Here is a 24,137-nt window from a genome sequence, read left to right as displayed (position 1 = left end):
CATGACAATTCTTAAAACTTGCTATAGAGAATCTCAATGCTGCTTATTTATACAAACAATAAGCCGAATATAATGAAATGAAGTCTAAATGATTTATTTATTTAAAAATAAATTATATTTTTTTCAACTGAATATCAAAGATATATTTCTACCAAGCTTTTAAAGTTCACTTTATCCGATCGTCAAAATCAGTAAAATCAAGGCTTTTGGCATTAAATTAAACTCCAAAAATCATCATATATACACTAAAATCGCTTTCTTTTATTTATTTGTTCTCCTTCTATGACAAATCTCCGTACAAGAGATATTGTGGCCTTAGGTTTTATGACCTTTGCACTGTTCATTGGTGCGGGCAACATTATCTTTCCACCGATTGTGGCTCAACAAGCCGGTGAGCATGTATGGTTAGCTGCCCTAGGTTTCCTGATTACGGCAGTTGGCCTACCTGTCATCACCATCGTGGCATTGTCACGTGTTGAAGGTTCAATCCAGATCTTAAGTTCTCCTTTAGGTAAAGCAGCCAGTCTTTTACTGACTGTGGTCTGTTATCTGACGGTTGGACCTTTATTTGCGACACCACGTACTGCAACCGTTTCTTATGAAATCGGCTTCTCTTCATACTTTGGCAATGCACCTAGCAATCTGCTGATCTATAGTGTGATCTATTTCGCTGTAGTGACTCTGGTTTCCCTTTATCCAAATAAGATTCTGGATACGGTTGGATACTTCCTGTCCCCAGTAAAAATTATCGCATTGATCATTTTAGGCGGTGCTGCAGTGTTGATTCCTGCCGGCAAACCACCTGCTGCAGTGGGTAACTATGTTACAAGTCCAGTAACTGAAGGCATCGTTAATGGTTATCTGACCATGGATACCTTAGGCGCATTGGTCTTTGGTATTGTGATCGTGCGTGCGATTACTTCTCGTGGCGTAACGGATCGCAAGCTGATTACCAAATATGCAGTCAATGCAGCGATTATTTCTGGTATCGGTTTGACGCTGGTGTATCTCAGCCTGTTTAAACTAGGCCTAGGTAGTCACGATGTTGCCCCGAATGCTGCGAATGGCGCGATCATTCTGCATGCCTATGTACAACATGCTTTTGGTGATATGGGTGCTTATTTCCTTGCTACCATGATCTTCGTTGCCTGCATGGTGACTGCGATCGGTTTGACCTGCGCATGTGCTGAATATTTCTCGTCTATTACCAAACTGCCTTATAAAGCCTTTGTCTTTGTACTGGTCGGCTTCTCGCTGGTGATTTCAAATCTTGGTTTGACCAAACTGATTGCCGTGTCTGTGCCTGTATTGAGCGCGATTTATCCGCCTGCGATTGCAGTGATCCTGCTAAGCTTCTGCGGTCATTTCTTTAAAAAGCCTGCTCAAGTTGTTGCACCGGCCGCACTGGTTGCATTTATTTTCGGTATTTTTGATGGCCTTAAAGTTGCTGGCCTTGAATTACCTGAATTGCTACAGAACTTACCGCTTTCTGAACAAAATATGGCATGGTTGATTCCATCTCTTATTGTTCTTGTCATTGCCGCTGTGATTGACCGTATCAGAAATTAATCTTTCTAAGAGGTCATAAAAATCGTATTTTTACCCAAAATCCGGTTTTAGCGTGATCAATATCTATCAGGTTTTACCCAAACCGGCATTTATTGTTTACACCCTCACCTTCTCATCATAGCCAAATTGTATTTTAGAAAGCTTTATAGACTTTTAATCAATTATTTTAATTAGCTTCTTTCTTACTTCTATTTTCATTCTTTAGCAGAAGATCAACACTACTCTGTATTTTACTGTTTTTTAAACATATTGTTTCCTGATTAAACCAACTCACCTTCATCATTCTACATAGACTTACATTCTCTGGATTATCTCTACAAATCTTTGGCGTAGAATTTGCTTTTCCCAATGGTAGCAATGAATGATCGCTTGAAACTTCAGTCGGACTGCCCTCGCTGAAATGTTTAAGATAATGATTCAGATGTAATCATTGATTAGTGCAGTAATACGACTAAAGGAGGCCTTTTTAATTGTTAAAGTTCACTTAAATAGTTGCAAAGGTTGAAATTAAGAAGTACAACTGTATATTCAATTCAGACTAAATCAATAAGATTTACTCTTCAATTATACAAATAAACGGGAGGGATGGAGATGTTATCAGTACATTTCAAAAAGCAAGTCTTCATTGACGCTCTTAAGGCAAATACCAATCTGGTGACTTTCTTAAGCACCACGGTTGCGCTTATGCTGACCTTGATTGTGCATTGTTTAATTCAAGGCAATTTAAAATTTGAGTACGTAGGTTATGCCTTGATTGTTTCGGCAGCCTTTTTCTTATGGGCTGTGATTGACCAGAAATACCGATAATTTATTAATAAATTTATACCCCAGTGGATGAGCTGGCCAGTCATCCATCTGGCAGAAAAGAAATAAATTAAGCTTAAAGCTCGAAAAATAAAATCACCCATTAAAAATTAGAATAATCCGATCGCCGCCCCATAAAGAAGCACGCCCGTTCCTCCCAATTCTGCAATAATCAAACTGACCATTGCCAAAGTCATAAGCACGCCCGGCAACTGAAATTTACCCAGTTGATGCGGTCGCTTAAACTGATTCGTCGTATCTTTCAAAAACCCATGCAAGATATACGCACTAATCGAGAAACTGAAAAAGAGAACATTGATCAATACACAGATCAAATTAATCTGCGAAGATAATGCTGAATAATAAGCCAATACTGCCAGAATCAATGTCGCAGGGGCATAAAGCAGACTGCTGCGATGAGCAATATCCACATAATAATGCGCCCGTGAATTGACAGACTGACGGATTTGCCAATATTTCCATACCCCGGTTAACATCCCCACCCATAAGAATATTCCACTAAAAATAATCGCGATCTTTACTGCCAGATCAAGTTCGATTCCCTGCATATTTTCATTCCGTTTTTATCATCGTAATGACTTTTTAGTCATTGTTTTAACAAGTTTCTTTGAAGAAGTCAGGTAAATTTAAGCATTCATTCTGATTCAAAAATATAGTGTAGCCCATGTCTGAATTCGAAACATTGACTCTAAAGTGCCAGGATGGCTATCAATTAAGTGCACGTTTTTATCCAGCTACTGATGCTGAATGCAAGAAATCTCCTATATTAATCTGCCCTGCGACTGGCATTACCAAACAGTTTTATCATAGTTTTAGCTGTTGGCTGCAAGCTCAGAGTTATGCAGTGCTGGTATTTGATTTTCGGGGTATTGGCGAATCCTTAATATGTCCGGTTAAGCATTCTAAAGCCAGTATTGTGCAATGGGGACAACTGGACATTCCGGCTGCAATTGATGCGCTATTAGCTAAGACTCAGACAGAAAAGGTCATCTTACTTGGGCATAGTGCTGGTGGACAGCTGCTGGGTATTGTCCCAAACTATGCCAAAGTGGAAAAAGTCGTGGCAATTGCTGGATCGACGGGTCATGTTAAAGGTTTAAAGGGGCGCACCAGATTACTAGCACCAGTGATGTTCAATATCATTTTCCCATTGGCACGTATCACCAAAGGCTATGGTCCAACTCAAGCGATTGGTATGGGTGAAAACCTGCCAAAAGATGTGGCGCGTGAATGGGCAGAATTTTGTAGTAAACCAGGTTATATAATTAATGCGATTGGTAAAAAGATCGCACCAGCACATGACTATCATGCTCAGATCACCTGCCCGATCACATCAATCTGGGCTTCGGATGATGAAATCGCCACTCAAGCGAATGTCAAAGACTTGCTGCGCTTATATCCAAAAGCAGCCACAGAAATGATTGAGCTAAAACCCCAAGAATATGGTCATAAAGGGATTGGCCACATGCTGATGTTCAAGAAGTCACATCAAAACTTATGGCCAGTCATTGAGCAACAGTTATCTGCCTAAAGATGATTTAAATGGCTATTGACAGGTTAATGTGCTTTAATACGCTCAGTATGAGATGAGCCTCTTACAGTATGTGCCTCAGATGTGCATACGACTAGCCCCTAACCATGGGGCTTTTTAATGTCTATATGATTTTGAAGCCGTATTAAAATTTAACCGAAAAATGCAATGATGCTCTGAATCACCACAGCATTCACGATATCAATAAAAAATGCACCACATAGCGGTACGATCAAAAATGCTTTATGTGATGGACCATAGCTATTGGTGACCGCCTGAATATTTGCAATCGCAGTTGGAGTTGCTCCCATACCAAAACCACAATGCCCCGCCACCAATACGGCTGCATCGTAATTTTTTCCCATGATTCTAAAGGTCACAATTGCGGTAAATAAAATCAGTACCGCTGTCTGCGCAAACAAAATGGTAATGAGCGGGCCTGCCAAATCGGCCAGTAACCAGAGTTGCAACGACAGTAAAGCCATTGATAAATACAGAGACAATGACGCATTTCCGAATACATCAATAGCACGGTCGAAAATATCGACTTTTAGCACATGCTCCAGGAAGTTACGTACAATCACCCCTGTCCCTAAGGCCCAGACAAAGGTCGGCAGTTCAAACCATCTTCCCTGACTAATCTCTGTCATTTCATTCGCAACAAAAATACATAGTGCAAACATCCCCAAAGTTGACACTGCATTACTGGCTGTAATCAACCGGGTTTTCTTTGGATATTCGAAGGGTGCGGTGTTGATGCTAGTATCGAGTTGTTGTTCATTGGTCTCTTGCGCTACTGTCTCTGCCAATTGATTTCGTTTAATCAAAAATTTGGCAACCGGACCACCCACAAGTCCACCAATAATCAAACCAAAAGTAGCACTTGCCATTCCGAGGACAATTGCCCCTTGGATTCCATGTTGAGTTTCAAGCACTTCACCCCAGGCACCGGCAGTACCATGTCCACCTGTTAAGGTAACAGAACCAACAATCAAGCCAATCAATGGATCAAGTCCAAGTGCTGTGGCTAAACTCATGCCAACCGCATTTTGCACGACTACAAATAGAATGACGCAGACTAGAAAGATCAGCAGTGATTTTCCGCCTTCTTTGAGCTTGGTAAAGTCTGCACCTAAACCAACAGAGGTAAAGAACATCAGCATCAGAATAGTTTGGATTTCTGAGTCAAATGTGGCACTGATATTAAAAAATTTATAGAGAATAAAAGCCGCAATCGCTGCGACTAAACCGCCGATTACGGGTTCAGGTAAATTATAGTTTCTAAAGAAGCCAATTTTACTAACCAAATACCGCCCAATAAAAAGAAAAAATACCGCAATTACCAAAGTGCCAAAGGCATCGATCTCATAATTCATAACATTCCCTGTTGGCTTTATTTTTATACAGTTTTAAGAAAAAAGTATGAAAAATCAATTTTAGAAATGTTATGCAAGTTATTGTTTCTAGTAATTGTTTAATTTATAGCTCGAACAGGTGCAATTAATACAATGGAATATCATAGACCCAGTTTTTGGTTTGTTGGTCAGTGGTGGTTTCACACACATAGTAATCATGATCCCATGCTTCTTGATGGAAAATAACCTGTTTACGATAGCCAATTTGCTGGCCATTTTCGACACAGACAAAGCTATCTCCTTGGTCTTTGACTTGAGTTCCATTGAGGAAGCCACCGATACAAAGGAAGCGGGATTGTTTAAGCATTAATATTCAACCATTAAACTCTTTAGTCTTAAATTTAATCATAAACTTTCTTCCTTTATCCTGTAATTCAAATATTTTCCCCTTATTACCTACATCCTTAATTAAACCTTCAGCTTTAAGAGATTGAAGTGCTTCTGAATAGTTCAAATACTCTCTCAAAGCTTGTTCTTCTAAAAATTCTTTAGGACCGATAGTAATACTAGGTTTATAAGACACCTCATTTTTACCGATATATTTACCTTCATTATTAACAAGATAATCAAGAATTTCTTTTTCATATGAATTTAATTTTTTATCTTTAACTATATCGTTAGTATGAGCTAATTGATTTCTTTCCTGCCGTAATTTATCAATTTCAGCTTTCAAACTTTCTTTTGCATTTTCATCATCAATTTTTTCTATATCAATATCACGTTTAGCTTGATCAATCAGCTCATTTTCTTTATTTGCTAATTCAACGGCTCTTTCTTTTTCCAATTTATTTTTCTCAGCAATATATTTATGCTCCCTAGCTAATTCTTGTGAATTTAATTGTTCATAAGCTATTCTTGATACCATACCAAATAACACTTTTAACCAAGGTGTGATTAAGAGAATTGACAAGGCCGTTACTATTGGGAAGACTACTAAACTCCAAAAGCTTGTTTCAACATCAAATAAATTAATTTTTTCTTGTGCTGTCCCTATTGCGAAGCAAAGAAGAAATAACGCTTTCCAATTAAAAGCCAAAAAGGATATAAGAAAAAATCCCCAATATGGTTCTTTTACTCTTGTATTAATCGCATCTAGAAGATCTTTCATTAACTATCTCTTTTCTAGTAATTTTATGTCATGCCCAACTCAACTTTGGCACATCAACAATACCTAAATTTTCTTTTGTAATATTTTTAAGTTTATCTAAATTCGTATATATCCAATCTACAAATTGCTCACCCTCCATAATATTGATTTGATTCTCTTCAGCATACAATTTAGATTCATCAGAAATATGCCCTGTTGTAATTACCCATTTATAGGCATTGGTTGCGGTCTCATTCTCATAAGCTATTAACTGATTTATTGCATGCTTACTTGTCTCACCTCTATGGTGTTTCACCTGAACAAGAATATCTTTTAAAAAAGGATTTTTTTCAGAAGTTGCTTGAATATCAATATCAGCAATACCTTCACCGTTCTTTTTATCTAAGATATACACATTTGAATAACCTTCAATTTCCAATAGCTCTTTCACAAGCTCTTCTAGGCCTCTTCCACCAGCTTTTAAACGCGTATTTCCTTTCCAAAGTGCATCCAATAACTCTTTCTTAAATTCTGCTTCATATAAATCACTTTTTTCTTGATAACTATTTTTTACATCAAAACCGCCATAGTCATTCAAGTTTTGAATAATATGTTCGATTTCTTGAGAAAATCTTGATAGGTCACCAATTGTCGTTCTAAGTTTTAATCTACTTTCTAAATTTTCTTTTAACTTAGATCTTGGAATATAAATTACTTTATTCTCTTTTTTAAAGAAATCTACTGTAACTTGGTTTGCACCATGACCTCCTTTAAATAAAGGATCATAATATTTTTGACCTAAAACTCGTCCTATCGCAATTTTCTTGCCTAAAGGAACAATAACGATATCGCCATTTTTTAAACTAAAATATTTTTTTACTTGATTGGTCATACGACCAATTGAACCATTTTTTTCAATAATATCTTTAATTAAGCTTTTAATTTCTTCATGTGCTGAGAAATTAACATGCATCCACCCATATCCGATTTTATTATCTTTTATTAAAATTTCTGGACTTCTTACCATCAAATATTTTTTCATTTTTATCACACAAAAAATAAGGGCCGATTTCTCGGCCCTTATTTTAAACTACTTTTTGATCAATTAAGCTAATTGAGCAGCAGCAATTTTTTTGGTATCGATGTCTTTAGCAGCATCTGTATACTCGCTCATCTTGTCGAAGTTCAAGTATTGGTAGATGTCAGCAGACATGCTGTCGATTTGAGCAGCGTACTGTTGGTATTCTTCTGGAGAAGGTAATTTACCCAATACAGCAGCAACAGATGCAAGTTCAGCAGACGCCAGGTAAACGTTCGCACCTTGACCTAGACGGTTCGGGAAGTTACGAGTAGAAGTCGATACACAAGTTGTGTTCGGTGCTACACGTGCTTGGTTACCCATACATAATGAACAGCCTGGCATTTCAGTACGAGCGCCAGCTTTACCATAAGTATTGTAGAAACCTTCTTCCATCAATTGGTGTTCGTCCATACGAGTTGGAGGAGCCAACCATAGACGAGTAGATAAAGAACCACCAGGAACTTTGTCTAGAAGTTTACCAGCTGCACGGAAGTGACCGATGTTAGTCATACAAGAACCGATGAATACTTCATCAATTTTAACGCCTTGAACGTCAGAAAGAAGTTTTGCATCATCTGGGTCGTTCGGGCAGCAAAGAACTGGTTCTGTGATTGTAGAAAGGTCGATTTCATACACTTTAGTGTATTCAGCGTCAGCATCAGCTTTAAGAAGTGATGGGTTAGCCAACCATTTTTCCATGTTCTCAACACGGCGCGCCATAGTACGAGCATCGCCATAGCCTTGTGAAATCATCCACTTCAGCATAGTGATATTAGAACGTAGGTATTCAGCAACTTTCTCTTCAGAAAGCGTGATCGCACAACCAGCCGCAGAACGTTCAGCAGAAGCATCAGAAAGTTCGAATGCTTGCTCAACAGTCAGGTCAGTTTCCATTTCTGTCAGGTCGATCTCAAGGATACGGCCAGAGAAGATGTTTTTCTTACCTTTCTTCTCAACAGTCAGGTCACCTTCTTGGATTGCTACGTAAGGAATTGCATGTACTAGGTCACGTAAAGTGATACCAGGCTGCATTTTACCTTTGAACTTCACAAGAACAGACTCTGGCATATCAAGTGGCATAACACCAGTTGCTGCAGCGAATGCTACAAGACCAGAACCCGCTGGGAATGAAATACCGATTGGGAAACGAGTATGGGAGTCACCACCAGTACCAACAGTATCTGGAAGAAGCATACGGTTTAACCAAGAGTGGATAATACCGTCACCTGGACGTAGAGAAACACCACCACGGTTCATGATGAAATCAGGAAGCGTGTGTTGCATTTGAACGTCAACTGGTTTTGGATACGCAGCTGTGTGACAGAAAGATTGCATTACAAGGTCAGCAGAGAAGCCTAGGCAAGCCAAGTCTTTCAATTCGTCACGAGTCATAGGACCAGTTGTATCTTGAGAACCAACTGTAGTCATGCGTGGTTCACAGTAAGTACCTGGACGGATACCTTGACCTTCAGGAAGACCACAAGCGCGACCAACCATCTTCTGAGCAAGGGTGAAGCCTTTGCCAGTGTCAGCAGGTTGTACTGGAGTACGGAACAGAGTTGAAGGCTCAAGACCAAGCTCTTCACGTGCTTTAGTTGTCAAACCACGACCGATGATCAGGTTAATACGACCACCCGCACGAACTTCGTCTAGAAGTACTGGAGTTTTAAGGTCAGCTTCAGCGATTTGAGCGCCGTCTTTGAACGCAGTTACTTTAGCAGCAGCTTTGTCGATTTTAAGAGTGATTTCATCACCCATGTTCATGTTTGCTACGTCAATTTCAACTGGTAACGCACCAGCGTCTTCCATCGTGTTGAAGAAAATCGGAGCAATTTTAGAACCTAAGCAGTAACCGCCTTCTTTCTTGTTAGGAATGTGCGGAATTTCGTCACCGAAGAACCAAAGTACAGAGTTAGTTGCAGATTTACGAGAAGAACCTGTACCAACAACGTCACCTACGTAAGCAACTTTGTTGCCTTTCGCGATGAGGTCTTTAATTTGGTTTAATGGACCAACTTCACCAGGAACTTCTGGGTTGATGCCATCACGTTCGTTTTTTAGCATTGCATTTGCATGCAATGGAATGTCTGGACGGCTCCAAGCGTCTTGTGCTGGAGACAAGTCATCAGTATTCGTTTCGCCAGTTACTTTGAAAACTGTCAGTTTGATTTCTTCTGGAACATCTGCACGGTTTGTAAACCATTCAGCATCAGCCCATGATTGAAGAACAGCTTTTGCATTTGCATTACCTGCACGTGCTTTATCAGCTACGTCATGGAACGCATCAAATACAAGAAGCGTCTTTTTCAAAGCTTCAGCAGCAAGACCACCAAGCTCTGCGTCTTCTAGAAGTTCAACTAAAGGAGCAACGTTATAACCACCAAGCATAGTGCCCAGTAAGTAAACCGCACGTTCTTTAGAAACTAGTGGAGAAGTCGCTTCGCCTTTTGCCAATGCAGCTAAGAACGCAGCTTTTACGTATGCAGCTTGGTCAACACCCGCTGGAACACGGTTTTCAAGCAAGTCAACTAAGTATGCTTCTTCACCAGCTGGGGGATTTTTTAATAATTCAACTAATGCAGCAGTTTGAGCATCATCAAGTGGCTTCGGTGGGACTCCGAGTGCGGCACGTTCTTCAACGTGTTGGCGGTAAGCTTCTAGCACGGTGTTATTCCTCTTTTTTAAAAAATTACCTGTGAATTCCTGCTTTATAAAAGCTTCACAAATAATATGGACTCTAAAATTTTACTAAAATTCCAGTTAAAAGTTAATGCAAGTACAGTGTTTCTTTGTGATGCTCATTATTTTATAACTAAATGATGCTTATAAAGATCATTCAATAATCAAATCATCATCGCCTTGCATAATTTAAGTACAGATATGGCAACTTTTAACCAAATTCGACGCATAAAAAAGGCAACATCGATGTTGCCTAATTTACTTAGAAAAAGATACTCCACCTTAGTGGACTGTCGTCGAGTTCAAATATTGCTGAAAAGCGTCCCGACAACCCTCAAATTTTAATTCACATTGATCTTCATAGGTCTGACTGTGATTGTTGCTGGCAAAGGAAATCTCTACCAAACAGCGTTTTTTGTCCTGCACCAAGATCTGCTTAATCACGACCTTGTCTCCTACACTCAGAACATAGCGTCCGCTACCGATAATCGCCAATCCTTTTTCATCTTCTAACAGCAGATCTGAGTGATATAAATATTTCACGACGTCCATATTATTGTTCTCCTAAAGGCTTTGGAGTTAAATTCATTATTCAATATAAAGATAAGCATTTCTATATTTTAGATTTAGCAATTGTCACAAATTATATTTAATATTGCTTAGGCTATTTTTATTATAGAAGAATATTTTTATATCTATAAACTACTATTTAATTTGAATGAATATTCCTTAGTTTGCTTCATTCAAATATAAAAAAACCGTTCCTTAGAACGGTTTGTAATCTGGCATTTTATCATGCGGTGTGGCGATACATTTTTCAGTAAATTCAGCGCGGACTTTCTCACGGGCTGCATCTACATCGGTCTTAATTTCCTGTTCCGGAAGTGCATAGACTTCATCGATAATATTCAGGATAAAACCGCGAGTGATGTCATCATCGATCTTGTTGGCATGCTCAACAGCCTTTTCTTTCTCGATCGCATTCTGACGATCCAGCATAATGGTCCGTGCAGCATTCCCCACACTACGACAATAGCCATGCCACTGCTCTTCAGGGGTTAAAGGTTTTTTCTCTGCACAGCCGACCAGAGCAACCATCAGCGATAAAGCAAATAACTTTTTCATGAATTTCTCCTTCCGAGAGGCACTATAAGAGATCAGCACAGATTTGTCATTTAAAATGAAATTTTTACCTATTCTTATTGATACTGCCTACTCGAAAGTAGCATTTCATATCTTAACCACAGCTGGCCTGAACTACTTTCTTAGTGGCTGGATCTACAGTGACCGTCACGCGCTCTTCACGATAATCCATAGTGACAGGCTGGCCAGGTGCAACCATGCGTACCATTTGAGCTTTGGTTTTCTCTTTGATTTTTGCTTCAGTTAAATTGGATTGGCCAACCAGCGCAGCTGCCTGATCAGCGATACATTTAGGCTGGTTTGCTCGGAAATATTCCCATTCTTCGACCACTTGCCCATTTTTTAAATGACAATAGCCCACTTGCCCATTAGTTTCATTACGGATTTCCAGCTTTCCACCCTGATTAATACAATAGGCACTCGCTGGATTCGCTATTCCTAATGACGCTGAGTTTGAGTCAGTCGACTGGGTCGTACTACAGCCAGCAAGGAGGATGGATGCAAATAATCCGGACAAACCAGATAAAATTATTTTTTTCATGAGCGGTATTCTTCTAAAGGAATTCGCCTTTAATGTAGCATATTCCACTTATAGCGTCAGATCTGAAAAGGCTTGAGTGTTTGTAATTCTGTAAAAAGCGGCAGGATCATTTCTTAATATCATTAGGTTTAATCCTATTTAAGTTCTCACTATTTCCTATGATTTACCTTAACCAATAATCAACCTTCAAAAGTGGTTTCTTTTTTCAAATAGCCAAAATTTAGTTTTAGTTGACTATTGGAATGGCTTAAAGATGACAATGTCATTACAGTATTATACAAAGTGTTTATTACCCTTCATCAACCAAGTATTATTCTAATATTTTGTTTTTAGATTATTAAATTAATTATTGCCCAGCTTCTTTGTCCTTGCCTTTTTTATGCACGAAGCTTGATGTTTGTACTAGCGACCATATTGCTTTAGTATTTGATTGAATTTTAAACTTTATCTCAGCATGCAAGACGATCTCCAGCTTTCTTTAAAAGAATACCTTTCTACGGTTCAGGAAGTGGTAAAAATCACTTTCGATACACCGGTGTGGGTCAAGGCCGAGATTCGTAATTTAAATATTAAAGCTGGCCATTATTATCTAGAACTGGCAGAAAAAGATCCTGACAATGATCAGGTCATTGCCAGTTGCCGGGCCACAATCTGGAAGTTTGCTGCGCAGAAAATTGTGACGCAATTTGAACGTGAAAGTGGTATTGAACTAAGCCGGGATCTTAAAGTTTTAATCAAAGTCAAAGCCAGCTTTGATCCGCAATATGGGTTTTCCCTAAATATTGTAGAGATTGATTCTGGATATACCTTGGGAGATATAGCCCGACGTTATCAGCAGATTATAGAAAAACTGACAACCGAAGGTCTGATTAATCGCAATAAAAATCTCCCTACACCTTTTGACCTAAACCGGATTCTGGTGATTGCTCCAGAAAAGGCTGCCGGTCTGGGCGATTTCAAGAAAGATGCTGATGCTTTACAAAAAGCTCAGGTATGCGAATTTATCTATCACAGTGCGACCTTTCAGGGAAATATGGCACCGCAAAGCATCATGCAAAGCTTGGCACAAGCTTTAAAGCAGTGGGCACAAACGTATCATCACGCGCCTGATCTGATCGTGATCATTCGTGGCGGTGGCGCAATCAATGATCTGGCGTATTTGAATGACTATGCGCTGGCTGCCCTGCTCTGCAAACGTTCAGTTCCCGTCTGGGTTGGTATTGGTCATGAAAAAGATCGGACGATTTTGGATGAAATCGCTCATCGTTCTTTCGACACACCGAGCAAGGTGATTGCTGGAATTCGCAATCATGTCGTCGAGCTGACGCAAGAAGTTATAAATAACCTGCAAAGCATCCAGCGACTTTCTCAACAGCAAATTCAGGCTTATCAAAACCAGAATGAGCAATATTTAAAACTAATCCAAAATCTGGCCAATCACCAGATTGTGAATGCCTTGCAAAGTTTAGAGCAGCTCAAGTCCAATACTTCTAACCTTGCCCAGCAACAGACCCAACTAATTAATCAGCAGCTAGATGCCCTGATGCGGGAAACACTACTGCAAAATCCCAAACATGTTTTGTCCAAAGGCTATGCCATTGTGCGCCAGCAAGAACACGTGGTTCGTTCAATTCATCAAATTGATGTGCAACAACCCGTTCAGGTTGAATTACACGATGGCCTATTTTCAGCACAACTTACGCAGGTAACTCCCCATGAGTCATGATACTTTGAGCTTTCAGGAAGGCTATGACATCTTGAAAAAGAATGCTGAATTACTTGAATCTCAGCAAGAACCAGATATTGATAATTTGATGAAAATCGTTGAAGAGTCTATGCAGGCGTATAAAGCTTGTAAATCCCGAGTGGAAGCCGTTCAGAATGCACTGAACGAGACCTTTAAGGATTAATTTTATTGAATACCTTAAATCAGTATAGCTTGATGATTTAAATGCTTAGGCTATTTTAAAATCTCTTGCCTATAAAAAAGCCCTCATTTAGAGGGCTTTTTTATTAGCTTAGAACCGCCAATTATAGAATAAGTCAATTGCACGTTCTAAAGACTGACTGGCTTCCAGATATAAACGCTGATTCATTTGATAACGTAAAGTCAACTTGTTTACTGGGGTAAATACGCCAACCCCATAACGGATATATAAGTCTGGCGTAATATAACCGGTTACAGACACCTGAGTATCATCCCCGGTTCCCTGTGCATCCAGTGCCAGACCGCTCAAGCCAAAGCTGCGGCCAATCTGGTTGGTCAAGGCACGCGTACCGCCTAAGCCCAGACTGATCCCTGCGGCTGCAATGGTGTTATTTACATCAGATCTGAAACCTTCTGCCTGACTCAAGCCTGAAGCCCCTTCATTAATACGACCAGTAATCAGGGCATTCAACGCTTCCTGTTCAGACAGGCCAGCATCATTATAAATTTGAATGGCAGGACTTGAGGCTGTACCAGTGACACGTACACCCACCGTGCTACCTTGAATGGATTTATTGGCATCAATATCCAGGGTTGGATTCGACAACGGGCCATTGAAACGTGCAATTGCACGGTTCAGATCCAGACTTTGTCCATAAGCTTCAATTTTCACCCGTTGTGATACCCCGATCGCACCATTGGCACGCATCGCAGATTCCAGACCACGTTGTGTCAGATTGACACGACCTAAGAGTGGAATACGGCTGTCAAAGCCCTGGAAGATCACCTGATTTCCTAACGACACTGCAACATCTGCGCGAATATCCCATGGACGTGCCGCTTTCAGAATGGCGAGCTGGTCATCTCCCTCACGTACTACGCGTACGTCAGAAGACAAGCCCACAACAGGTTCAGACGCTTCAGGCATAGAAATCAATGCACGAGGAACATCGACCTTACCACTCAAGCTCAATTTTTTATTGAACGGATACATATCCAGGGTCAGATCAGGCGTAACCACCGCAGTAATCAGCGGTGCCTGGCGAATCAGCAGATTTTCACCCTGAAGTTTGAGCTGTACGCGAGGATCACCTTTCCAGTCTACAGAACCAGTTAATTTACCAGCACCACGACCACTATTAAATGCACCATTAATAGTCGCGGTATTTTGACGGACTGATGAATAGAGCTGCACATTGGTTAGATTGACTGGTAATGAAATCATGCTGATCGCCCCGTCCTTAACCCGAATTTCACCTTCAAGTAATGGATCGGTTAACGTTCCGCTAATTTTACCTGCATACGACAGGGTACCATCGAGATTACGCACATCCTGAATGAATGGCTTAAAGACCTTCAGCTGAACCTGGTTAAAGGCAATCTCGCCACGCATTGGTTTATTGTCACGATATGGATCAATAATCACATTGGCATAGCCTGTACCAATATCCGGCGTTTTCACATCCAGACGAATCTGTAATCCAGCGGCCACGCTTTTTGCGACCAGCCCCACTTCATCATATTTTAAAGTCGAGCCTAAATATTCCGGATCATCAGAAGATAAGCCGATCACCCCATTGCGGGTTACCAGACGAGCATCAATTTTCGGTTTAGCACCTTGTGCCCAAGCTGCCTTGGCATAACCATTCACTTTACCGGTTAATGCTATGCCTTCTGGCAGGAAGGCACTAAAGTCAGCCAGATCCAGGTTACGGGTAATAAATGAAGCACTACCTCGAGTTTTATTGACTCGAATTGGCTGGTCAAAGCAAAGTTGACTTTGCTGACTCATCCAGCAATGAGCGCCAACAAACAGATCCGACTGTGCAGTGTTATAAATTACAGCTGCATTTTGACGCTGCACCAGATGAGTACGCAGTGAGTCGAAATCACCGCGCTGGATCTGGCCTAACCAGTTATTTTGTGCATTAAAACCACCTGCGAGCTGAACAAAGAATTTAGACAGCTTATTTTCAGCCTGAACTTGCAGCACATGCGCGGCGCGCGTTCCAGCAAGTGACACTTCACCGCGTACAATCTGTCTATTGCCACTACGCAACTGATCCATGGTCGCAGTCAATAAAGTCGGTGTGGTTTGTGAAGTCGGTAACTGGCCACGTACCCGAATCTTGTCTACGCTAAACAGGTTCTTGAAGGCAAAATTATCCACTGCCAGATTCGCAGTTGCTTGTAAACGCGGTTGTGCTTGCATATTAATGTAGCCTTGCACCCGGCCTCTTAACCCCGGATAAAGCTCATATAATGCCGGCGCATTGACTTTCAGTTGCAAATTCTGCGCATTACCTGTGGCCTGTATCTGGTTGCTGGCATAAGACAGGAACAGGTTATTGGCTTCAAACTGCTGCGGTACAAAACCACGCTGCTTGGAATCAATCAATACAGCCAGATTACCCTTACCGCGTACCGGTTTATTATTCAACATACCGGCCAGATTTAAGCGTTGAATCTGGACACGCTTCACTGCATCCGACCAGACACCTTGGGTTTGCAGATTGCCAGACAATTCACCTTTAAGCTTGGCATTGAAATACTGAGGTTTGAAACGCACCAGAGAGGCATTTACATTCCAGCCAATACCATTTGTCAGATTCACCTGACCATTGGCATTAATTTTTCCTGCGACACCATCATGACGCAGTTCCTTGATATTCAGCATATCAGGCGTACCTGACAAGCGCAGTTTCAACAATCCCTGACCGGCCTTGATCTGGCTGGCACTTAATGCACCATCATAATTGACCGCATAACTTTTGAATCCGCCACCTGCTTTTTCATCATGGAATAACAAGGCAATATTACTGTTACCTGTCAGATGAACGGTTTCATTTTGCGCAGCCAGTCGTCCGGTCAGATCTACACCGCTGAGGTTAATAATCTGCTGATTCGGGCGTGCATAACCACGGGCTTTTACTCGACCATTCAAGCGGTCAATTGGTGAAGCTGCAGCCAGAGTTTGAGTATTCAGGTTCTGGGCATTTAATACTGCGGACCATTTGAGCTGACGTTTTTCTTCTGGCAGTTCAACCCGTGCATTAGCTGTTAGACTGCCGGCCTGTCCATTTCCACTATATTTAAAACTTGGAACATTCAGGATGTTATTTTTCAGGTTTAGTTGTGCCTGATACATTCCTGTAGGTAACAGTCCTTCTTCATGCTGAGCAACCTGGGTAGCGACATGGATATTTTGCTGGCCTTCGACCAGTACCAGATCGACATCTCCTGATTCACTTTTTAACCAGCCGATATAAGGCACAGCACGGTCAATATTTTTCCAGGCTACATCCAGTAACATCGGTTGAGCTTTATTGTCTTTAACCGGCTTCTGATCCAGCTTGATATTCCAGGTTTCATAGCGGTCAAAATCCACCAGTCCTGTTAAATGCAGGCCATTTTCCAGATTACCGGTAGAGGCAATATTACCGTCCAGATTTGGTGGCAGAAAGTCTTGCACCACCTGTGGAATTCGCTGATGTTTTGGATCAATCCCATTCATGCGACCTGTCAGATCCCAATCCACCTGATTAGCCCAGCCTACAGTACCTACCAGGCTTACCGAACCTTTCATCAGCTGACCATTTAGATCAGTAATATTGAGCTGATTGACCAGATCGGTGTACATCACTGCGGTATATTGCCCATCCGGGATATTTTCACCTTCAATATCAGTGCGAACATTCAGATCCAGGCGCTTGGTATTCCCATTAAACTCAGCCACACCATCTTTCGTAAACAGTTTTTGCTCTGTCAGGATTGGCCAGTGATATTGCTTGAACTGGAGTTCACCACGCATGGGTACATTAGGACGCATCGGGTGCAGAACTGCCCAGCCTGTCAGCAAATCTGGCGTGTTGGTCGCGACCCCGGCCTGAATGGTATCCAGTGTGCCTCTAGCACGTACTTGAATATCATGAATATTCAAGCTTTCTCTGAGTGAAGGCAAATTTAGAATACCGCGTGCATCTAGTGGATATTTACCTTCAAACTGCATTTTCCCGGTAGCTTCACGTACCGACAGATAGCCCATGTCCATGCGGGAATCTTCGAAATTCAGCTCGGTACCTGACCATAATGCTTCATTCAGTTCAATATTATAAAAATCAACTGCATTGGTCTGAGTCTTAATCACCAAGTGATCGAGAAGTAAATGATCAACCCGCAATACAAACGGTAAACGAATAGCATTGAACTTGAATGGCTCATCACTTGGCGGATTTTTATTAATAATCTGTAAATTCAGTACATCTGCTTCAGTCAGATGAATTTCTTTTTTGATAATCGCCCGCCAACCCAGCTTGACATCAGCACGGTCAATTTTGACATCGACCGGTTTCAGGGTAACCAGAACATTTTTCAGGATAATCCCGCGCCACAGGTTCCCACCTTCATATTCATAATGAATGATTTCCTGGCGCTGCATCACCTGATCGAGCAGGAATTTACTGCCTTTATCGGTAGAAAACAGGATCGCCAGTACAGACAGCAGAAAAATAAGAGAAAAAAGGACCGACAATAGAATACTTCTAAATATACGGCGCTTTTTCGGCACAACTTCAGGTTGTTGCTCTTGTTCTGGCTGTGGTTGGTTTTCGACCATGATCTACCCAAATAACTATTTTTTAATTAATAAATGTTTTATAACTGCGAGCCAATAAAGAAATGCAAACGAATCGGATAATTGTCATCTGACAGTCCGGTCGCCACATCTAAACGAATTGGGCCAATCGGTGAAGCCCAACGAATCCCCAGCCCCGCACCATATTCTGTCGGATTACTAAAATCCTCATTATAGGCATTTCCGGCATCCGCAAATACTGCAGCGCGCCAGCCTTCCCTGAACTGATAATTATACTCCAGTGAAGCCACACCCAAAGCCTGTCCGCCCACTTTAAAGCCTTCAATTTCCGGAGAAAGACTCTTATAGTCAAAACCACGGATACTTTGATCACCGCCACTAAAATAGCGCAGGTTATAAGGTACTTTGGCAAAATCTTCAGTAAAGATATAACCCAGATCCGCACGTCCAACAAACTGGTGATCGGCATTTTCACCCAGTGAATAGATAAAACGCCAGCCTGCATTCACAATCGCCATATCGGCATCAGACAATAGAGCTTCACTGCCCAATTCGACTTTATAGGTTTGCTTAAAGCCCTTGGTCGGGTTCACGCGGCGATCACTATCAGTACGGGAAACTTCATAACCCACCAGTAAAGACTGCTGTTCATCTTCAGTATTGAATCTGAATGCTTCCGGAATCTGGCTAAAATCAACCGAACCATCCTGCGTCAGACGATCCAGACGGTAACGTAGACCGTAAGTTTGTTGCCAATTAGCACGCGGATTTTTAATAATCCGGTCAGCACCAAGTACCGCGGATTCAATTAACAGGCCATCACCTTGGGCCACACCATCACGTTCTTCACGCTCATAACCACCCACGATACTGATATAGTCATTAAGTGGATGGTTGTATGGAATATTATAACGGCCATCAATTGACTGACGGATTTGTGACAATTCAAGGTTGGCATCAAATGAGTGACCACGCTTGTTTACGATCGCGCGGCGATATTGTCCACGTAAGCGTGTTCCGGTATCCGTACCATAACCCAGACCGACTTCGGCACTGTTAAGACGGTCTGCATTCAGTGTCACAATGACCGGAATTTTTTTCTCTTCACGAGCCTGAGCCTTTAAACGTTCTTCTTCGTCTTCTTTGGTCTGCTGCTGAACCCGCAAAGTTCTTAAGTTTGGATTTTCTGCATCACGACTACCGGCGAACTGATCTTCATCCACCACATCCTGTGTAACTTCCTGATCGGATACTGGTGCAGCTTTCTTGGCCACACCTATTTCATCTTCTGAAAACTTCTGTTCTTCTATCAGACTCTGAATATCCGGTGCCAGTTCCAGCTCTCGATCAATAGGATCAGGACGAATTGTATCCACCAGCGTATAGTTAAAATAACGTGAGTTCGTCAGGTTGTTGGCCAAGCTATTCACACGCCAGAAGGTGTAGTCAGCACCATCTTCCCAGGTGACCAGACTTTCCAGTACATCACGATTCAGTGGAAATTCTTTTTCAGGATCACTCATCCTGAACTCTACATTACCCAGTTTATAACGCTCACCTGTTTCAAAGCGCAGATTCACATCGGCTGTATTTTCGGGTTGGGCAATGCGCACATCATGCAAGCGCCAGTAAGCATCAAAATAACCATTGTCGCTGGCTGCGGTATTAATCCGGTCCTTGGTTTTTTCATAATCCCCATGGTTAAAGATATCACCTTCTTCCTGTTCAGGTAGAAGACTAATAACCTGGAACTGTGGCTGTTCACCACCTGGCCCACTAAACTCAATATTATGGGTATTGATAATGACCGGCTCATTCGGGGTTACATAAACTCTGACCCGGCTATCTGATAATTTTTCAAATCTGAACTGGGCATTGTAATAACCTACAGCTTGGGCAGCCTGATTGGACAGATTACGAAGTTGCGGTAATGCAGATGAAAAATCTTCAAAGGATTCCTGGGTAAAGCTAGAAAGTTTAGCTTTTACATTATTTCTAAGATTCGTATAACCTTCTGACTGGGCTTTACGATTCAATCCGCCATTGCTTTGTGCAGTGCCATTTCCATTCACAATGACCACATCTGCACTGATCCGAGGCAAACTGGCGGTCATAATCTGGCGAGGTGGACGTATTTTATAAAACAGTCGCTTGAAAATATTAGGGCGTTTATCATTTTCAGGCGTCGTTGGTGCAGGCAACTCGGATAAGGTCGCACCCGACTCATTTCTTTGGACAATAATCTGGCTATCGGCCTGAATGGACTGCATAAGCTGATCAACATTCACAGGTGCCTGATTGATTTCAACCAGTTCCTGCTGATTCATATCATTGACTACTGTTTTAGTTTGCACGGTCTGGCGATAGGCTTGCGCCTCGCGTTTCGCTTCTTCCGCAACCTGATAAATCTCGTTTGCCATGCTCTGGTCAATCGTTTGTACCGGCAGGCTTTCTAAATCATCAAACTCAATTGGCTGAAATTCACCCAGAGACGTTCCCATAGCCTGCTGTTCTTGCAGCATTTGCATACTATCTACAGTCGAAGTTTCAGGTTCTAAAGCTTCTTCAACTTTTTCTGTTGCTTCAGCCTCGGTTGTAGCTACCCCTTGTCGAACGGCTTCTTGGGATAACTCTTCGATCATTTCTGCCTGAGATAGTGCTACCGGAGTTTCCGTCTGCTCGGTTTGTGCCATGCCCTGATGCGATAACATCATGAAAAATATACTCATACATAGCCTGGCTCGGCCATGATACGGTACGAGAGACCCCATACTACGATTTAGCATCGTTTGTTTAAATTTTCTCTTTGCGGGCATAGCAAACTCTAAACGAATACATTCTTTAATTGATTATTTGACCGAAAAAGATAAGCTAAAGAACTTAAATTATTGGGTTTTGCCTTTACATGGACGAAAGTATCTTACATGATTTTTCTCAATGTTTACGTATATCTCACATTTCTTAATAAATCTTAATGTAGCACGTCTTATATGAACAACAATGAACATTTGTTAGCGAGCCGCCGCTTTTTACCCATGTTCCTGACCCAGTTTTTTGGTGCACTGAATGATAATGTTTTTAAACAGGCATTATTATTGGTGATTACCTATGGCTGGATTCAGCAACAATCAGCCAGTATTAGCACCTTAAATAACCTTGCTGCACTATTGTTCATTTTGCCTTATTTTATTTTCTCTGCGACGGCAGGCCAGATTGCAGATAAATATGAACGTTCCCAGCTGATTCGTTATTTAAAGATTTTTGAAATTGTGATCATGATTCTGGGCACCATTGGCTTCCTGCTCGGTCATTTATGGATTCTTCTGTTTGCCCTGTTTTTAATGGGCACTCAATCCACTTTTTTCGGCCCGATTAAATATGCCATTTTGCCTGAAGTATTAAAACCGGATGAATTGATGTCAGGTAACGCACTATTCCAGTCAGGTACATCACTGGCTATTCTGTTTGGTATGATCTTAGGCGGTGCAGTCATTGCGGCTTCTACAGGCAATCTGATCTGGATCAGCCTAACGGTGTTAAGTATTGCCGTGGTTGGCTATTTCTCCAGTCGTTATATTTTAAAGCAGAGCATTCCAGCACCCGAAATCAATATTGACTGGAATTTTTTCCGGACCAGCTTTCAGACCATTAAATATGCCAAAAGTTTACCGCTGGTTTTTTTAATTTTACTGGGTAACTCCTGGTACTGGTTTTATGGTGCAACTTATTTGACCCAGATTCCACAGCTTACCTTACAAAACCTGCATGCTTCTGAAAATGTTGCCAGTCTGCTACTGACCTTTTTCTCTGTCGGAATCGGTTTAGGTTCTTATTTATGCCGCAGATTAGGCGGTACTGAGGTCAATATTAAAATGGTACCGATTGGCGCTATTGGTCTCGTGGTTTTTGCATTATATCTAGCCGCAAGTCTTGCCTTTGTTCCGGAACGTACCGGTACGTTACTCGGCTTGGCAGATGTATTCCAGCAAGGCTGGAGCTATTATCATGTGATGCTGGCGGTAACTTTACTGGGCATCAGTGGCGGTTTTTATATCGTGCCGCTGTATGCCATGATGCAAGCGCATTCTCCCCGCTCACATCGTGCACGTGTGGTTGCAGCAAATAACATCCTGAATGCCGTTTTCATGGTATCTTCTGCTATATTCTCGATTATTATTTTAAGCGTTCTAGAGTTTGATCTTAAAATACTTTTCTGTATTACTGCAGTGTTGAGTGGCCTGTTTACTTTATGGCTGCTCTATAGATTGAAACCGATGATCAAAACCGCAAAAGCCCCTTTGGAGGATTAATTCATGCGTCAATATACAGGTGTCGATAAGCTTATTCATTCTTTTGACCAGGCATTACGCAGTCTTGTTCCAGGAACGACTTCCTCACAACGGGAAAATCCAGCCAAACCGGTTGAAACCCAGCTTACCGTGAGTGATGCCCGTCATGTGGCTGGTTTAATGCGTGTGAATCATAGTGGTGAGGTTTGTGCACAGGCGCTTTATCATGGACAGGCATTAACCGCGAAATTACCAAATGTACGTCGGGAAATGGAACAGGCGGCAATTGAGGAGCAAGATCATCTGGCCTGGTGTGAAGACCGCTTACAAGAACTGGATAGCCATACCAGTTTACTCAATCCGGTCTGGTACGGCCTTTCCTTTGGGATGGGTGCAATTGCCGGCATTGCGGGTGACAGATACAGTCTTGGATTTGTTGCAGAAACCGAACGCCAAGTGAGTATGCATTTACAGCATCATATTAATCAGCTGCCAGCACAGGATGAACGCTCACGTCGCATTCTAGAACAGATGAATGAAGATGAACTGCATCACCGTGATACAGCTTTGGCTGCGGGCGGCGTAGATTTACCGCTTCCCGTCAAGATTGCCATGACCGGCATTTCCAAGTTAATGACCAAAACCAGTTATTATATTTAAGTATCAAATAAAGCCCTCATTTTTGAGGGCTTTATTGTGATCAAAATAATTAAGGAAAAAATATTTTAAGAACTCTTTTTTTAAATTTTTTATTTATCATTATTTTATCTGCTATTTTTATTTAATTTATATTAGACTTCTTGCGTTAGTCAAAATTTAAACAGCCCAAAGCTACATTTTATAAGGTTCTAGCCAATTCAAAAATTAGGTAAAACGATACTTTCGCAAGAGGTCTATTTAAAAAATTATTACTATTTTTTAATAAGAAATTTTAAGTCAACTTTTGATTAATTAAATCTCTAGTTTATCAGCTCTCATTTTAAAATTTATCGTTCATATAACTTTCTGTTTCTTTATGTTTATATAGAAAACAGATTTACATAATTAAAAGATTACATTTACTTCATAAGCAATTAGTTAGATTAAATTTGATATTTACACTCATAATAATCCATCAACAATGTAAATTCACTATTTGCTTTATATCTATGCATTCGTTAACTCAGTCAACTTCCCCGGAATTTTAAAGGACGGTTAAAATGGCTAATCAAGATAAAGATACCGATAATTCAAATCGTGGATTCGCAGGCATGGAAGCGGAGAAACAACGCGAGATTGCAAGCCAAGGCGGGAGAGCTGCTCATGCAAGTGGTAATGCCCATGAATTTACTTCAGAAGAAGCTCGCGAAGCTGGTTCACGCAGCCACATAAATGACCGTGGTCGCAGCCGTGATGACGACTATGATGATGACGACGATCGTCGTGGTGGTCGAGGTCGTGGCCGCAGCCGTGATGA

At 41.3% G+C, this 24,137-nt stretch carries 19 protein-coding genes; 8 read left to right on the top strand and 11 right to left on the bottom strand.

All coding sequences use genetic code 11. The annotated features are described in order from the left end of the window. The first annotated feature begins 282 nt into the window (after positions 1-282). Entirely contained in the window at positions 283-1,569 is a 1,287-nt protein-coding gene (gene brnQ, locus RJ01_RS10705) for a branched-chain amino acid transport system II carrier protein (RefSeq protein ID WP_034171058.1), read from the top strand. A 591-nt stretch (positions 1,570-2,160) separates the two neighbouring features. Beyond that, a complete protein-coding gene (locus RJ01_RS10700) occupies positions 2,161-2,376 on the top strand; it encodes a hypothetical protein (protein ID WP_004783783.1) in 216 nt (71 codons plus the stop codon). 107 nt (positions 2,377-2,483) lie between these two features. On the opposite strand, the gene RJ01_RS10695 is transcribed toward RJ01_RS10700, so the two are convergent. Then, a complete protein-coding gene (locus tag RJ01_RS10695) occupies positions 2,484-2,942 on the bottom strand; it encodes a hypothetical protein (protein ID WP_034171057.1) in 459 nt (152 codons plus the stop codon). A 116-nt stretch (positions 2,943-3,058) separates the two neighbouring features. On the opposite strand from RJ01_RS10695, the gene RJ01_RS10690 reads away from it, so the two are divergent. Then, positions 3,059-3,925: an alpha/beta fold hydrolase gene (locus RJ01_RS10690; RefSeq protein ID WP_034171056.1), complete on the top strand. Its 867-nt coding sequence runs from the start codon at positions 3,059-3,061 to the stop codon at positions 3,923-3,925. A 152-nt stretch (positions 3,926-4,077) separates the two neighbouring features. Here the strand turns inward: RJ01_RS10690 and gltS are convergent, their stop codons facing one another. The 8 genes from gltS to RJ01_RS10650 form a co-directional block, all read right to left on the bottom strand. Further along, positions 4,078-5,301, bottom strand: coding sequence for a sodium/glutamate symporter (gene gltS, locus RJ01_RS10685; protein WP_004783788.1), 1,224 nt, complete (start codon positions 5,299-5,301; stop codon positions 4,078-4,080). A gap of 124 nt (positions 5,302-5,425) precedes the next feature. Next, the gene (locus RJ01_RS10680; RefSeq protein ID WP_034171055.1) at positions 5,426-5,647 is read right to left on the bottom strand and encodes a hypothetical protein; all 222 of its coding nucleotides are present in this window, start codon (positions 5,645-5,647) and stop codon (positions 5,426-5,428) included. Between the two features lie 6 nt (positions 5,648-5,653). Further along, positions 5,654-6,448, bottom strand: a complete 795-nt coding sequence (locus tag RJ01_RS10675) for a hypothetical protein (RefSeq protein WP_034171054.1) — start codon at positions 6,446-6,448, stop codon at positions 5,654-5,656. Positions 6,449-6,476: 28 nt separating this feature from the next. Further along, complete coding sequence (locus RJ01_RS10670) at positions 6,477-7,469, bottom strand: restriction endonuclease (RefSeq protein WP_034171053.1); 993 nt, start codon at positions 7,467-7,469, stop codon at positions 6,477-6,479. Between the two features lie 63 nt (positions 7,470-7,532). Next, a complete protein-coding gene (locus tag RJ01_RS10665) occupies positions 7,533-10,172 on the bottom strand; it encodes a bifunctional aconitate hydratase 2/2-methylisocitrate dehydratase (RefSeq protein ID WP_034171052.1) in 2,640 nt (879 codons plus the stop codon). A 297-nt stretch (positions 10,173-10,469) separates the two neighbouring features. Then, positions 10,470-10,739, bottom strand: coding sequence for a hypothetical protein (locus tag RJ01_RS10660; RefSeq protein ID WP_005235947.1), 270 nt, complete (start codon positions 10,737-10,739; stop codon positions 10,470-10,472). Positions 10,740-10,952: 213 nt separating this feature from the next. Then, entirely contained in the window at positions 10,953-11,312 is a 360-nt protein-coding gene (locus RJ01_RS10655) for a hypothetical protein (RefSeq protein WP_004783806.1), read from the bottom strand. Between the two features lie 112 nt (positions 11,313-11,424). Further along, positions 11,425-11,871, bottom strand: coding sequence for an I78 family peptidase inhibitor (locus tag RJ01_RS10650; protein WP_034171051.1), 447 nt, complete (start codon positions 11,869-11,871; stop codon positions 11,425-11,427). A 454-nt stretch (positions 11,872-12,325) separates the two neighbouring features. Here RJ01_RS10650 and xseA point away from each other — a divergent pair, with 454 nt between their 5' ends. Both xseA and xseB read left to right on the top strand, forming a co-directional pair. Further along, complete coding sequence (xseA, locus tag RJ01_RS10645) at positions 12,326-13,597, top strand: exodeoxyribonuclease VII large subunit (protein WP_034171050.1); 1,272 nt, start codon at positions 12,326-12,328, stop codon at positions 13,595-13,597. Then, positions 13,587-13,781, top strand: coding sequence for an exodeoxyribonuclease VII small subunit (gene xseB / locus RJ01_RS10640; protein WP_005235956.1), 195 nt, complete (start codon positions 13,587-13,589; stop codon positions 13,779-13,781). Before xseA ends, xseB begins: the two co-directional genes overlap by 11 nt. 108 nt (positions 13,782-13,889) lie before the next feature. On the opposite strand, the gene RJ01_RS10635 is transcribed toward xseB, so the two are convergent. Both RJ01_RS10635 and RJ01_RS10630 read right to left on the bottom strand, forming a co-directional pair. Continuing rightward, the gene (locus RJ01_RS10635; RefSeq protein ID WP_034171049.1) at positions 13,890-18,413 is read right to left on the bottom strand and encodes a translocation/assembly module TamB domain-containing protein; all 4,524 of its coding nucleotides are present in this window, start codon (positions 18,411-18,413) and stop codon (positions 13,890-13,892) included. A 38-nt stretch (positions 18,414-18,451) separates the two neighbouring features. Then, complete coding sequence (locus RJ01_RS10630; protein WP_034171048.1) at positions 18,452-21,208, bottom strand: autotransporter assembly complex family protein; 2,757 nt, start codon at positions 21,206-21,208, stop codon at positions 18,452-18,454. A 174-nt stretch (positions 21,209-21,382) separates the two neighbouring features. On the opposite strand from RJ01_RS10630, the gene RJ01_RS10625 reads away from it, so the two are divergent. The 3 genes from RJ01_RS10625 to RJ01_RS10615 form a co-directional block, all read left to right on the top strand. Then, positions 21,383-22,702, top strand: coding sequence for an MFS transporter (locus RJ01_RS10625; RefSeq protein ID WP_034171047.1), 1,320 nt, complete (start codon positions 21,383-21,385; stop codon positions 22,700-22,702). Between the two features lie 3 nt (positions 22,703-22,705). After that, the gene (gene coq7, locus RJ01_RS10620; protein WP_005235962.1) at positions 22,706-23,341 is read left to right on the top strand and encodes a 2-polyprenyl-3-methyl-6-methoxy-1,4-benzoquinone monooxygenase; all 636 of its coding nucleotides are present in this window, start codon (positions 22,706-22,708) and stop codon (positions 23,339-23,341) included. A 539-nt stretch (positions 23,342-23,880) separates the two neighbouring features. After that, the coding region (locus RJ01_RS10615; RefSeq protein ID WP_034171090.1) for a KGG domain-containing protein at positions 23,881-24,137 on the top strand (257 nt) is incomplete at its 3' end.

Origin of the sequence: Acinetobacter sp. YZS-X1-1 (assembly GCF_000804305.1) — a bacterium.
In the GTDB taxonomy this organism is placed as follows: Bacteria; Pseudomonadota; Gammaproteobacteria; order Pseudomonadales; family Moraxellaceae; genus Acinetobacter; species Acinetobacter variabilis.
The sequence above is the reverse complement of the archived record's forward strand: the minus strand, read 5'-3'. Positions and strand labels throughout refer to the sequence as shown.